The organism is Vibrio sp. S234-5, assembly GCF_000960595.1.
Taxonomy (GTDB): domain Bacteria; phylum Pseudomonadota; class Gammaproteobacteria; order Enterobacterales; family Vibrionaceae; genus Vibrio.
On the sequence record NZ_JZAM01000237.1, the window covers coordinates 208,028 to 222,192 of the forward strand.

A 14,165-nucleotide genomic window follows, 5' to 3' on the forward strand; every position below is an offset into this window, starting at 1 on the left:
TACTAAATTAAATAGGTTACTTACGCTTAGAGTGAGTTTCTTCAATAAACTCGGCAAGTAATTGTTCCTGTTCGTCAGTCAGAGCTAGGTTTTCCAGGAGCTCTGGTCTTCTTTGCCAGGTACGGCCTAACGACTGTTTCAGTCGCCAGCGACGAATTTCCTTGTGGTTGCCTGACATCAGCACCGCAGGTACTTCTTTGTCATCCAACACTTCAGGACGCGTATAGTGAGGGCAATCTAACAAGCCATTGGCGAAAGAGTCCTCTTCCGCTGACGCAAAATCCCCCAGTACGCCCGGAATAAACCGAGACACTGCGTCAATTAACGTCATGGCTGGCAGTTCACCACCCGTCATCACAAAATCACCAATTGACCATTCTTCGTCAACTTCAGATTGAATGATGCGCTCATCTACCCCTTCGTATCGGCCACAAATCAGTAACATGTTCTGATTGGTTGCCAGTTCTTCTACGCCTCTTTGGTCGAGCTTGCGACCTTGAGGAGAGAGATAAATGACTTTCGTCTTACCCGGTGAGGCTTGTTTGGCTGCGTGAATGGCATCGCGCAAAGGCTGAACCATCATCAACATACCGGGGCCGCCACCGTAAGGTCTATCATCAACAGTACGATGTTTGTCGTGAGTGAAATCGCGAGGATTCCATGTCTCAATCGACAGTAGACCTTTCTTAACCGCTTGACCTGTTACTCCAAAATCGGTAACAGAACGGAACATTTCAGGAAATAGGCTAATAATGCCAACCCACATGTCTATCTCGCTCTGAGGTTTTGGAGCTTAGAATCCAGGATCCCAGTCAACTTCGATCCGTTGAGCTTGGCGATCAACGTTAATGATCACTTGCTCTTCAAGGAACGGAATTAATCGTTCCTTCTGCCCAAAAGCATCTTTTAGATTTGCTTTGACCACCAGAACATCGTTGGAACCCGTTTCCAGCATGTCAGTCACGACACCCAGATCGTAACCTTGTGTGGTTACTACGTTCATTCCAAACAATTCTCGCCAGTAGAACTCATCTTCTGACAATTCTGGCAATACAGCAGGGTCAATGGAGATTTCAAGGTTAGTCAGCAGATGCGCATCTTCACGCACATCAATACCGTCCAGCTTTACCACCATACCTTTGTTATGGCGTTTCCAGCTTTCGACCTTATACTCGACCCACACACCTTTTTGGTTAATATACCAAGGGCTGTAATCAAATAAGCTTTCGGCATTGTCTGTGTAGGAAAAAACCTTGAGCCAACCACGAATGCCGTAAGTAGAACCAAATTTACCAACTACAATTCGTTCTTCACTCATTGTTTCTTTACCTTTCATCGACATAACTAGTTTCTAAATTAAGCCGCTTTTTGAGCGTCTTTAACTAGCTTAGCAACGCGGTCAGATAGAGACGCGCCTTGACCAACCCAGTGGTTAACGCGATCTAGGTCGATACGTAGACCTTCTTCTTGACCTTGTGCAGTTGGGTTAAAGAAACCCACTTTCTCGATGAAACGGCCAGTTGCAACATTGCGGCTGTCCGCTACTACGATTTGATAGAATGGACGCTTTTTCGCGCCGTGACGTGCCAAACGAATGGTTACCATGTCGTCCTCTTTGCTTTCTCAAAAATAAAATTAACCCCAGAAACCATCTATCACTAAACAGTTTGGGGTCTCGTGCCAAAATAAAGCTCCGGAATTTTACTCTTATTGCGAATCAATGCAAGGGGAATAGCCATTTTTTCGCCAACATAAGTTGCAATTCAAGTTTGTGATGAAGATAACAGGTTGATAGATGAGGGGGGAGAGGTCGAGCAGTGTTTGGGTTCTAGCGCACAAAGCGCTAGAACTCGGCGTGGTTTAGCGGCCGAACGGATTGAAACCACCGCCGCCCATGCCACCCATCATGCCCTGCATATTGCGCATCATGCCTTTGATGCCGCCTTTTTGCATTTTCTTCATCATCTTCTGCATTTGGGTAAATTGCTTAAGAAGACGATTAACATCTTGCACCTGAGTACCAGAACCCGCCGCGATACGCTTCTTACGCGAGCCTTTGATCAGATCAGGATTTTGTCGCTCTTTCATTGTCATCGAGTTAATGATGGCTTCCATCTGCTTGAACATCTTGTCATCGACTTTGTCTTTGATGTCCGAAGGCAGTTGCGACATGCCCGGCAATTTGTCGAGCATGCCCATCATACCGCCCATGTTTTGCATCTGCCCAAGCTGCTCGCGGAAATCTTCTAGATCAAAGCCTTTCTTCTCTTTGAACTTCTGAGCAAGCTTTTGCGCTTTTTCATGGTCGACATTACGCTGCAGATCTTCAATCAGCGACAATACGTCGCCCATACCAAGAATGCGTGACGCCACACGATCAGGATGGAAAGGCTCTAGCGCGTCGGTTTTTTCACCCACACCCAAGAACTTAATTGGCTTACCAGTAATATGGCGCACAGAGAGCGCCGCACCGCCGCGAGCATCACCATCCACTTTAGTCAGGATCACACCGGTTAATGGCAGGGCATCACCGAAGGCTTTCGCGGTATTGGCTGCGTCTTGACCCGTCATGGCATCAACCACAAACAAGGTTTCGACCGGCTTGATGGCTGAATGAAGTTGCTGAATTTCCGCCATCATGGCTTCATCAATCGCTAGACGGCCAGCGGTATCGACAATCAATACATCAAAGAATTTTTTCTTCGCGTGATCAATTGCGGCATTGGCGATATCAAGCGGTTTTTGATCGGCTGACGATGGAAAGAAATCGACACCGATGTCACTTGCCAAGGTTTCAAGCTGTTTGATCGCCGCAGGGCGGTAAACGTCGGCAGAGACAACCAAGACTTTCTTTTTATCGCGCTCTTTTAATAGCTTAGATAATTTACCAACCGAGGTGGTTTTACCGGCACCTTGCAAACCAGCCATTAAAATCACGGCAGGAGGCTGAGCAGCAAGATTAAGCGCTTCGTTCGATTCGCCCATCACCGCCTCAAGCTCACCTTGCACGATCTTGATAAACTCTTGCCCTGGAGTGAGTGATTTAGACACTTCCACTCCAACCGCTTTTTCTTTCACGCGTGCAACAAATTCACGCACCACGGGCAAAGCGACATCCGCTTCCAGCAGGGCCATGCGCACTTCACGTAAGGTATCTTTGATATTGTCTTCTGTCAGACGACCTTTGCCGCTGATATTCTTCAGCGTTTTGGATAATCGATCCGTTAAATTCTCAAACATGCTTATCTCTTCGCTTAATCCGGCGATAAATTGTCGTGAGTATACCTTAGCCGATCGTCTAGAGATACCCGCGAAACCGCTCTAATCCACACTATTGGGGGTAAGTTATTAATTTCAATATCTCAACTCTCACCATTGTTGATGATTGAACGTAGCCCCAAACCAAGTTGCAAGGTATACTTGCCCCATTCTTTTTGCCAACTTTCGGATATATGGACAGCATAATTGCCATCGGTGCGACGATTCTTTATGGATTAGCGATTGCGACCATAGTGCCCGGGCTTTACCACCAAACGGGGATAAAAGCCAAGACGGTGCTGGTGAGCGCGGTTTTAGCGCTCTGTTTTCACGCTTGGCTGTTGAGCGATCTGATTTTCGAAGGTTACGGACAAAATCTCAGCATTTTGAACGTGGCGTCTCTGATTAGTTTCCTCATCTCGCTGGTGATGAGTGCGGCGATGCTCAAAAACCGCCTGTGGTTTTTGTTGCCTGTGGTCTACAGTTTTGCGGCCATCAATCTCTCTGCCGCGACGTTTTTGCCCAGCACTTTTATCAAACATCTAGAAAATGACCCCAAGTTGCTGGTTCATATTTCTCTGGCGCTGTTTTCTTACGCAACGCTAACCATCGGAGCCTTGTATGCGTTACAGTTGGCTTGGCTCGATCACAAATTGAAAACCAAGAAAGCTTTGGCGATCAATCCCAATTTACCGCCCTTAATGTTGGTAGAACGTCATTTATTCAAAATTATTCTGATCGGCAATCTTCTCCTCACACTGACACTCATCACCGGATTTGTGTTTGTGCAAGATATGTTTGCCCAAGGGAAAGCACACAAAGCGGTGCTCTCCTTTATTGCTTGGATTGTCTACTCGATTTTATTGTGGGGGCACTACCAGCGGGGCTGGCGCGGGAAAAAAGTCACTTGGTTTGCCGTGGCGGGGGCAACACTGCTGACACTGGCTTATTTTGGTAGCCGCTTTGTGAAAGAGATTATTCTGAGATAGACGTGACGCCACTTTTGACAAGCAAACGTAAAATCTTTTGTGCGACGTTGACACTAGAAACGGGTTCAGTCATTAATTAATCAAGCCAACCAAAAGGAAATATTGAGTTTTGGACGACATATCTACGGGTATCTTATTTGCGCTACTCGCGTGTCTTATCGTCATTTCGGGATACTTTTCCGGTTCAGAAACAGGGATGATGTCACTGAACCGCTATCGGTTAAAGCACCTTGCCAATACCGGACATAAAGGAGCGAAACGAGTAGAAAAGCTCCTAAGCCGACCTGACCGCCTTATTGGTCTGATCCTGATTGGTAACAACCTAGTCAATATTCTTGCATCGGCCATCGCCACCATTCTTGGTATGCGTTTGTATGGCGATCTTGGGGTTGCTATCGCCACAGGGGTGTTAACCTTGGTGGTGCTAGTCTTCGCCGAAGTGACACCAAAAACCGTAGCTGCGCTCTACCCTGAACGTGTCTCCTATGCCAGTAGCGTACTCTTGCTACTGTTAATGAAAATCCTCTCACCGCTGGTGCTGTTGGTGAATTTTATTACCAACGGTTTTATCCGTTTGCTCGGCCTCAAGGCAAAGCATAACGGTGAAGATCACTTAAGTTCCGAAGAGCTGCGCACAGTGGTGAATGAAGCCGGTAATCTCATTCCACGTCGTCACCAAGACATGCTGGTCTCTATTTTGGACCTTGAACATGTCACGGTGAACGACATCATGGTGCCGCGCAACGAGATCACGGGCATTGATATCAATGACGATTGGAAGTCAATCGTACGCCAACTGACGCATTCTCCTCACGGACGCATTGTGCTGTACCGCGATAAAATTGATGAAGCGGTCGGTATGCTGCGCCTGCGTGAAGCCTACCGCTTGATGCTAGAAAAGAACGAGTTCAATAAAGAGACGTTGCTGCGCGCCGCTGACGAGGTCTATTTCATCCCTGAAAGCACACCACTGAACGTACAGTTACTCAAATTTCAGCGTAACAAACAGCGTATTGGCCTGATTGTTGACGAGTATGGCGACATCATCGGGCTAGTGACTTTAGAAGATATTCTCGAGGAGATTGTTGGCGAGTTCACGACCTCGATTGCGCCTAGCCTGTCTGACGAAATCACCCCGCAAAACGATGGTAGTTTTCTCATTGAAGGGGCAACCAATATTCGTGATATCAACAAAGGGCTGAAGTGGAAACTGCCTACCGATGGCCCACGCACACTCAACGGCCTGATCCTTGAGCATTTGGAAGAGATCCCCGAAAGCCACCTCAGCGTGCGGGTTGCCGGACATCCGATGGAAATCGTCGCACTGGAAGAAAACCGGATTAAGCTGGTGAAAGTCTTCCCTAAACGCAAACGAAAAAGCAGTTAAGTTTTGTTTTTCGCAACACCAAAGTATAAGGCCCAGAGTGATACTCTGGGCCTTATACTTTGTCTCTTAACTCAAAGCGAACTAGTCGACTTTCAACTCTTTGAGCATCTCTGCTGGCAATGCTAAGTCGTCGTTTTTATTGACTGAGATACCCGCGGCGAGAATGTTGCTGGCGATCTGTTTTGCCTCTTCCAGCGAGTGCATCGCCGCCGTACCGCATTGGTACTCGTTCAGCTCTGGGATCTTGTTCTGGCTTTCCACTTTCAGTACATCTTCCATCGACGCTTGCCACGCAGCAGCAACGCTTTGCTCTGTCGGCGCACCAATCAGGCTCATGTAAAAACCAGTGCGACACCCCATTGGCGAAATGTCGATGATCTCTACACTCTCTCCATTGAGGTGCTTGCGCATAAAGCCAGCATACAAATGCTCTAAGGTGTGGATCCCTTTTTCCGACAAAATGTCTTGGTTTGGCACAGTAAAACGCAAATCAAACACGGTAATGGTGTCGCCTTTTGGCGTTTGCATGGTTTTGGCAACACGCACGGCCGGTGCCTGCATTCTCGTGTGATCGACGGTAAAACTATCTAATAACGGCATTGCATCTCTCCTGATTGCATCGTCCCTACATTGCATGAAGGACGTGACTGGCTTACTTAAACTCTAAAAAAGCCAGCTTCGGTTATCTTCCAACTCCTGGCGACACTGTTTCAGTTGCCAGCCATACTCTTTCGCTTGTTGCTCTACTTTGCGTGCCACCTGCAGCAGTGCGGGCTTCTTCTTATGCGTATTGCGCTTAAAACCACCACGCCCTTCATGATACGCCAAATATTGATGATACGGATCCCACAGTGAAATGCCTAGTTGCTTGCGCGTTTCACTGGTGTACCAACCAATAAACATCAAAGAATCGTCGAAATTGGTGCGCGAACCACCGTGCCCTGTCGCTTGCTGAAAGTCTTCCCAAGCCGGATCTTGCGCCTGAGCATAACCATAGGCACTGCTCACATGTCCCCAAGGAATAAAGCCCAGTAGATAATCTTTAGCTGGCCGCGCGTCGTGGCGAAAAGCACTTTCCTGTTTGACAAACGCCATCGCAACGTGAATAGGTGTGCCCCACTCTTTTTCCATCTCCAGCGCATCTTCATACCAGCCCGGCTTTTGCCGAAAGATATCACACAGATTGCTTTGCTGAGTCGGCGGTGTGGTCGCGCATCCTGTCATCAGCCCAAGCACAACGAATCCCAACGCTCGCACTTTCGTACTCCTGGTGCGGCTAAAACTATTTAAGGTAGGCAAAATAGGCATCGAGGAAAGCATCAAAATCCTGTTCATCGGCTTGTTCAGCCTCTTGCTGTTTGCGGCGCGATTCGAGTACCTCTTGTTCCATCTGCTGCTGAGTAAAATGGCGATACTCATGAGCCAAATTGCTTTCGCGATACGCATTGCCCAAGGCACATCCGGTGCTGCCTAAACCGCCCTGCTGCTGAATAAGATCCAGTAGCTGTGCAGAGAGGGTACGTTCAGGATGCTCAATCCAAGTTTCTAATGAGTGACACACCGAACGGTAAGCTTGCGTACCAAGCGCGCTGTCCATCACTTCCGCCACGAGGCGCAACTCGGCAAACACGCGATGAGCCCAAGTTTGCAAGGTGAGTTTCTCTCCTTTGCAACCAATTTGCAGCTCCAAACCATACTGACGCCCAGAGGTCACCACTTTGTTCCAGTTCTCACGCCAGCACGCCAGCTCGCAGCTGTCCATCGGATCAGAGTCGGTCAGCGCCGCCCAAGTGAGGAAGAGATCCAAGAAGCGCACTTGTTCGTCAGTGACGCCCACCGGGCTAAATGGGTTGACATCCAACGAGCGTACTTCAATGTACTCGACTCCGCCACGCGCTAACGCTTCTGACGGTTTTTCTCCCGCACGCGTAACCCGTTTAGGGCGAATCGGTGCGTACAACTCATTTTCAATTTGCAGCACATTGCTGTTCAATTGACGATATTCGCCATCAACTTTCACGCCCAATTCCGCGAACTCAGCAGACGGAGTACGAATCGCTTTCCCTAGCCCATCGAGGTATTCTTCAATGCTGTTAAAGCCAATTTTCAAGCCACTTTGCGCACTGTTGGTGTAGCCCAAATCACTTAAGCGCAGAGACGTGGCGTGCGGCAAGTACAGCGTTTTGCCGATGTACTCGAACGGTAATGTGGTTTTACGACCTTGCAAAAACGATGAACACATGGCCGGTGAAGAACCAAAGAAATAGGGGATCAGCCAGCCAAAACGGTAGTAGTTGCGGATCAGGGCAAAATAGGCCGCCGATTTGCTCTCTTGACGCTCTGCGTCCTCTTGCTCACCATACAGCGCATCCCAGAAAATCTCCGGGAATGAGAAGTTAAAATGCACTCCAGAAATAATCTGCATCAGGCTGCCATAGCGACGTTTCAGACCTTCGCGATAAAGCGTCTTCATTTTGGCTGAATTGGAAGTGCCATATTGTGCCAGCTCAATCTGATCTTCGTTCTCCACATAGCAAGGCATCGACATCGGCCACATCTTCTCATCACCAAGTTTCGTCTGGGTGAAGTGGTGAATGTCGCTAAGCTGATTCATCAGCTCATCAATGTCATGCGACACTGGCGTGATGAACTCCAATAGCGACTCGGCAAAGTCGGTGGTGATCCATTGGTTGGTGAAGGCAGAGCCGAGCCCTTGCGGGTGCGGCGTAGTGGCAATTCGCCCTTGCTGACTGTAACGCAGCGTTTCTCTTTCCACACCGCGGCCAAACTGTTTGAACACTTCAGGGTTTCGTGCAACTAACTCGAGTCGCTCAGCAAAATCAGTCAAAATGAGATTCACTTATGTCAGAAGCTTGCAGCAGCCAGTGTGCAAACTGAATTGTCGGAAATTGCATTGGTCTGGATACCCTTCTGCCAACAAAAGGGTATCCAGACCAACATCATGTAGCGGGAGTCTCCCCCCGCTACTAAATGTGTACTCTATCGGATGATTTCAAGCTCTTCTATCTCTTTATTCAACTTTTCCAGTTGCGGCCGAAGCGTTTTCGCATCGCCCACCACTATCATTTGATATTGAGACGGATCAAACCATTTCGCAGATAACTCATTCAGCGTTTGTTTGTTCACTTGTTCCACTAAAGCATTGCGCTGTTGCAGGTAGTCCTCATCCAGACTGTAGGCCAAGATATTACCGATCAACCCCGCTTTTTGCCCCGGCGTCTCGTACTTCAGAGCATCTTGCTGGCCAACTGCTTGACGCATGAAAGCCAGTTCCTCATCCGACATGCCAGAGAGTGAAAACTCACTCAGCTCGCTCTCCATTTCCATCAATGCTGCAACGGTGGCATCGGCTCGAACCTGAGCGTCAAACACCACAACGCCAGTTTCAAGATTGCCGGAGAAATAGCCTTGAGCGCCATAGGTATAACCTTTGTCTTCACGCAGATTTTGATTGAGACGGCTGTTGAAATTGCCCGCCAAGTTAAAGTTGGCTAACTGAGCGAGGAACATTTCCCCCGTGGCATCATAAGGTAGGCCGAGTCGAACCATTCGAATGACACTTTGTGGCGCCCCCGGCTTGTCAACCAAATAGATCTTGGGCTCAGTCTGCGCTTTGACGACTTGCGGACGATACAGCGGTGCAGCATCGTCTTTCCACGCTTTCCAAAAGGCCAACTGTTTGCTCACGTCTCGCTTGCTCAGATCGCCGACCACCACAATTTGCGCGCTCTGCGGCGTGTAATGAGACTGGTAGAAGGCTTTCACATCGTCGAGTGTCAACGCTTGCAAGGAAGCAAGCGTGCCATCACTGGAACGGGCAAATAAGGTATCGCCAAACACCACTTGGCGAGTGGCCTGTGACGCCATCCAGCTCGGCTGCTGCTGTTGATACACCGCCCCCTCAATCATTTGTTTCTGCGCACGGACAAAATCTTCTTCTTTGAAAGCGGGCGATTGAACCATTTCTTGCAGAATCTGCAGCGTGGCCGGGAGGTTTTTCTCCAATGCAGACAAAGTAACATTGGTGGTGTAACGCTCTGCCGAAACGGAAATGGTGCTGCCAAGCTTATCGAGCTCCGCCTGAATCTGCTCCGCGCTGCGCTTGCTGGTCCCTTCGTGCAACATCGCCGCGGTTAACTTGGCAAGCCCTTCTTGGCCTTTCGCCTCGAAGCGGCTTCCGGCCGGAAACTTAAACTGCATCAACACCGTTGGGGTTTCATCGCTAACGGCTCCGAGCAGTTCACTGCCGTTGTCAAAATGCAGTTTGTAGAGCTCCGGCATTTGCGCTTTGACGGGTTCACCAACGGGTGGCATTACCGAGCGGTCAAAATCATCCTGCGCTTTACGATAAACCAGCTGATCGTCGCTAATTTTCTGATATTCCGGCAGAGTGCGAGCTGGCGTAACAAAGTTGGCTTGTTGTACCGCCAAATCGGTACGCCCTTTGGGCACCACACTTAAGGTCACCTTGTTTTTGCCAGCAATGAAGTCCTGATACGCCTGATTGACTGACTCTGGTGTCACCGCTCGCAGTTGATCAAGCTGATATTCAATGCGATCGGGTTGACCGAAGAAGGTTTCATTGGCCGCAAGTTGACTCACTTTGCCGCTGACACTTTGCAAAGCAAATACGGCATCCGCTTCCGCTTTGCCAGTAATTTGCTCTAAACGGCTTTGATCTGCCCCTTTCTGCTCAAATTGCGCCAATGTCTGCATCAACTCTTGGTAGAGTTTACTCAGATCGCCTTTCTCTCCCGAATCGCCCATCGCATACACGTAAAACGTGCAAGAGAGTTCAGCACAATCTTGGAATGCGCCCGCGTCAACCGCTTTTTGCGTTTTGATCAGGTTTTGATAGAGCAAGCTATTATTCCCTGAGCCAAGCAAACTCGCCAGCGCATCCAAGGACGCTTGATGTTCTTCGCCATTGTAAGTTGTCGGCCAACCAATCATCACCATCGGCTGACGAATGCGATCTTCTAAAGTGATAAAGCGGTTTTCGACCAGTGTGGCAGGTTGCTTCGGTGCGTTTTCTACCTCTGGACCACGGGGAATCGAGCCAAAATATTTGTTCACCCACTGCAAAGTTTGCTCGGTATCAATGTCGCCACCAATGGTGATCACCGCATTGTTTGGCCCATACCAGCGCAAGAAGAAGGCTTTCAGATCGTTGACATCCACACGGTCAAGATCTTCAACATAACCAATAGTTTGCCAAGAATAAGGGTGACCTTCCGGATACATAGCTTCGGCCATGCGCTCCCAAATCAAACCATAAGGACGGTTGTCATAGCGCTGCGCACGTTCGTTCTTCACCGTATCTCGCTGAATCTCAAACTTACGCTGAGAAACCGCATCGAGAAGAAAGCCCATACGATCCGACTCCAACCAGAGCATTTTCTCTAGTTGATTGGCTGGGACGGTTTCAAAATAGTTGGTTCGATCGCGGTTAGTGGTGCCATTAAGGCTGCCACCCGCTTCGGTAATGATCTTAAAGTGCTGCTGATCGCCCACGTTCTCAGAGCCTTGGAACATCATGTGCTCAAAGAAATGAGCGAAACCCGATTTTCCGACCTCTTCACGAGCCGATCCCACATGGTAAGTGACATCCACATGCACTAAGGGATCAGAATGGTCCGAAGAAAGAATCACCGTTAACCCATTGGCAAGGCGATATTTTTCGTAGGGAATTTTGACCTTGCCAGATTGCGCTTCTGATTCATCAACCAACGTCACGCCTTCAGGCAGCGAGGAGAAAAAGGGAACGGAAACCGATTTTACCGACGCACAGCCTGCCAGCACGAAGAGCGAGCAAGCACTTAGCATAAATTTTTTCATGCGTTTTCCTTAGAACAAACCGAAATAGAGAGCCGCCAGCACGCTGTAGCGGACGGCTTTGCCCAGCGCAATCAGCGCTAGACAAGGAAGAAATTTCATACGCAGCCAACCAGCCGCCAAACAGAGCGGATCACCAATCACGGGCAACCAGCTGAAAAAAAGCGCGACATATCCATAGTTAGAGAGCCACCTCATAGCGGTATGACCTTGTTTTTCCTGCTGAGTTCGATTCGGTAGCAAGTAACCCAGCCAATAATTGCTCAGCCCACCGAGGGTATTGCCCAGCGTGGCGATGAAAATCACCTGAACAACCGGAAATTGCTGCAAAGATAAGGTCGCGATCAACCCCGCTTCTGACCCACCGGGCAGCAAGGTGGCACTTAAAAAACCAGTGAAAAAAAGCACCCAAAGGGCAGAATCAGAAAACCACAAGGCAAACTGAGCGAAACCTTGGTTAAAAGCATCTAGCATTGCATATCAAGCAGCACCTTGCCTCGCGTATGCCCTGATTCGATCTGTTGGTGCGCCGCCGCCACTTCTGTCATGGGAAATACCTGTTGAATTTCGCTTTTCAACAGACCAACGCCCACCATATACAGCAGGGTGTTTAACTGCTCCGGAGTGGGTTCAACCAGCATACCGGAGGCCTCAAAACCGAGCATGTGCGCTTTTTCACAGATCATCTCCGCCGTCAGCGTGGGCACAGTGATGACTCGCGCATTGTCCTTGAGGCATTTGAGCGCATCCAAGGCGACTTCGCCACCGACGAGATCGATCAACACATCAACTTCCTGAAGACGCTCAGACGCAGGAGCAAACTGGTAGTTAATCGCGTGCGCGCCTAGCGTGGCCATGTAATCAAGATTTCGCTCACTACAGGTGGTGTACACTTCCGCTTTCGCTGCCACGGCAATTTGCACCGCAATGTGGCCCACGCCACCTGCCCCAGCGAGAATTAAGACCCGCTCCCCTTCTTTGACGCCCGCTTTATTGATTGCCTGAGCCGCCGTTTGCCCGGCTAACGGCAAGGCCGCCGCCGCTTCCAGCGTCACCGAATCGGGTACTCTGCTCAATTGGCGCTCGTCTACACACAGATACTGGCTGTAACCACCCCCTTGCAAAGGGAAACCCACAAAGCCTGCAACGGCATCTCCCACGGCAAAAATGTTGGCACCGTCACCACAGCTCACCACTTTGCCGGCAATGTCATAACCCGGTGTCCAAGGCAGTTTGTCTTTGTTTTGCGCGGCGGCCCAACCTAGACCTGCTCGAGTTTTGACGTCGATGGGATTGACTCCAGCAAAAGAGACTTTCACCAATACCTGCCCAGCTTGAGGCTGAGGTATCTCAGAACTACGTATTGCCAGAACCTCTGGTCCACCAAATTTGCTAATGACGATTTGCTTATTTTCCATAACAGGCATTCTCTACCGATAAAAAGAAAGGGATGCGAAAGCATCCCCTTGACTATAAACCATTTTGTTTCTTGGCGTTAACCGTGAAAAGACAATTTGACCGACATTTCACGTAACACAGTGTTAACCCACTAACGCCAACAAAATCCCTGCGGCTACCGCACTACCAAGTACACCTGCCACGTTTGGCCCCATCGCGTGCATCAGCAAAAAGTTCTGCGGGTTGGCCTCAAGCCCGACCTTGTTCACCACCCGAGCAGCCATAGGCACAGCCGACACCCCAGCCGCACCAATCAGCGGGTTGATCTCTTCTTTGGAAAACTTGTTCAGCACTTTCGCCATTAAAACCCCTGCGCCAGTGCCGATGCTAAAGGCCACCGCTCCCAACGCCAGAATACCGAGCGTTTCAATGTTGAGGAACTTATCCGCCTGAAGCTTCGAGCCCACACCGAGGCCAAGGAAGATGGTCACGATGTTGATAAGCTCGTTCTGCGCTGTCTTGGACAAACGTTCCACCACACCGGCTTCTCGCATCAAGTTTCCTAAGCAGAACATACCCACTAGCGGTGTCGCCGAAGGTAAAAACAGGATGGTCATCAGCAATACAGCGAGGGGAAAGAGAACTTTCTCGATTTTGCTAACATGACGCAACTGCGCCATTTTGATCTTGCGCTCTTCCACTGTGGTCAGTGCTTTCATGATCGGTGGCTGTATGATCGGCACCAACGCCATGTAGCTGTAGGCGGCCACCGCAATCGCCCCCAAGAGATCAGGGGAGAGTCGGCTGGCGAGGAAAATCGCCGTCGGTCCATCAGCACCACCGATAATCGCTATCGAAGAGGCATCCGCCATAGTGAACTCCATGCCCGGTACATAGTTGAGCAAAATCGCGCCAAATAGGGTGGCGAAAATACCAAACTGCGCCGCAGCACCCAAGAGCAACGTTTTCGGGTTTGCGATCAACGCACCAAAGTCAGTCATTGCTCCCACGCCCATAAAGATCAGCAATGGGAACACGCCCGACTCAATGCCGACGTGGTAAACGTAATAGAGCAAACCACCCGGCTCGGTAAAACCTGCGTTGGGGATATTGGCCAAGATAGCGCCAAAGCCGATCGGCAATAAAAGTAAGGGTTCAAAGCCCTTACTGATCGCTAAAAACAGCAACAGGCAGCCAACGGCGATCATGCAGATCTGGCCAAACTCAAAATGCGCGATCCCCGTTTCAGACCAGAGAGTTAATAATCCGTCCATGGT

General features: G+C 49.5%; 13 protein-coding genes. 2 read left to right on the plus strand and 11 right to left on the minus strand.

Translation table 11 applies throughout. The features are described from left to right. Positions 1-16: 16 nt before the first annotated feature. The 4 genes from trmD to ffh form a co-directional block, all read right to left on the minus strand. On the minus strand, positions 17-766 hold the full coding sequence (gene trmD / locus UF06_RS15325) for a tRNA (guanosine(37)-N1)-methyltransferase TrmD (protein WP_045571211.1): 750 nt from the start codon (positions 764-766) through the stop codon (positions 17-19). A gap of 27 nt (positions 767-793) precedes the next feature. Then, positions 794-1,342, minus strand: coding sequence for a ribosome maturation factor RimM (gene rimM / locus UF06_RS15330; protein ID WP_045571212.1), 549 nt, complete (start codon positions 1,340-1,342; stop codon positions 794-796). A gap of 14 nt (positions 1,343-1,356) precedes the next feature. Next, the gene (gene rpsP, locus UF06_RS15335) at positions 1,357-1,605 is read right to left on the minus strand and encodes a 30S ribosomal protein S16 (protein ID WP_011079541.1); all 249 of its coding nucleotides are present in this window, start codon (positions 1,603-1,605) and stop codon (positions 1,357-1,359) included. Between the two features lie 255 nt (positions 1,606-1,860). Beyond that, positions 1,861-3,240 carry a signal recognition particle protein gene (ffh, locus tag UF06_RS15340; RefSeq protein ID WP_045571213.1) on the minus strand — a complete coding sequence of 460 codons (1,380 nt, stop codon included), beginning with the start codon at positions 3,238-3,240 and terminating at the stop codon, positions 1,861-1,863. 212 nt (positions 3,241-3,452) lie between these two features. On the opposite strand from ffh, the gene UF06_RS15345 reads away from it, so the two are divergent. Together UF06_RS15345 and UF06_RS15350 are read left to right on the plus strand one after the other, a co-directional pair. Beyond that, positions 3,453-4,247, plus strand: a complete 795-nt coding sequence (locus UF06_RS15345; protein ID WP_045571214.1) for an inner membrane protein YpjD — start codon at positions 3,453-3,455, stop codon at positions 4,245-4,247. A 109-nt stretch (positions 4,248-4,356) separates the two neighbouring features. Next, positions 4,357-5,634, plus strand: coding sequence for a CNNM domain-containing protein (locus UF06_RS15350; protein WP_039437916.1), 1,278 nt, complete (start codon positions 4,357-4,359; stop codon positions 5,632-5,634). A gap of 81 nt (positions 5,635-5,715) precedes the next feature. On the opposite strand, the gene luxS is transcribed toward UF06_RS15350, so the two are convergent. The 7 genes from luxS to UF06_RS15385 form a co-directional block, all read right to left on the minus strand. Next, positions 5,716-6,234, minus strand: a complete 519-nt coding sequence (luxS, locus tag UF06_RS15355) for an S-ribosylhomocysteine lyase (RefSeq protein WP_039430460.1) — start codon at positions 6,232-6,234, stop codon at positions 5,716-5,718. Between the two features lie 63 nt (positions 6,235-6,297). Beyond that, positions 6,298-6,942, minus strand: coding sequence for a hypothetical protein (locus UF06_RS15360; protein ID WP_045571215.1), 645 nt, complete (start codon positions 6,940-6,942; stop codon positions 6,298-6,300). Next, positions 6,917-8,482, minus strand: coding sequence for a glutamate--cysteine ligase (gene gshA, locus UF06_RS15365; protein WP_045571216.1), 1,566 nt, complete (start codon positions 8,480-8,482; stop codon positions 6,917-6,919). Before gshA ends, UF06_RS15360 begins: the two co-directional genes overlap by 26 nt. A 152-nt stretch (positions 8,483-8,634) precedes the next feature. After that, complete coding sequence (locus tag UF06_RS15370) at positions 8,635-11,493, minus strand: pitrilysin family protein (protein WP_045571217.1); 2,859 nt, start codon at positions 11,491-11,493, stop codon at positions 8,635-8,637. Between the two features lie 9 nt (positions 11,494-11,502). After that, positions 11,503-11,964, minus strand: a complete 462-nt coding sequence (locus tag UF06_RS15375; protein ID WP_039430463.1) for a YqaA family protein — start codon at positions 11,962-11,964, stop codon at positions 11,503-11,505. Continuing rightward, entirely contained in the window at positions 11,958-12,908 is a 951-nt protein-coding gene (locus UF06_RS15380) for an NADP-dependent oxidoreductase (RefSeq protein WP_045571218.1), read from the minus strand. Before UF06_RS15380 ends, UF06_RS15375 begins: the two co-directional genes overlap by 7 nt. A gap of 123 nt (positions 12,909-13,031) precedes the next feature. Then, the gene (locus UF06_RS15385) at positions 13,032-14,162 is read right to left on the minus strand and encodes a sodium ion-translocating decarboxylase subunit beta (protein ID WP_045571219.1); all 1,131 of its coding nucleotides are present in this window, start codon (positions 14,160-14,162) and stop codon (positions 13,032-13,034) included. Positions 14,163-14,165 lie beyond the last annotated feature (3 nt).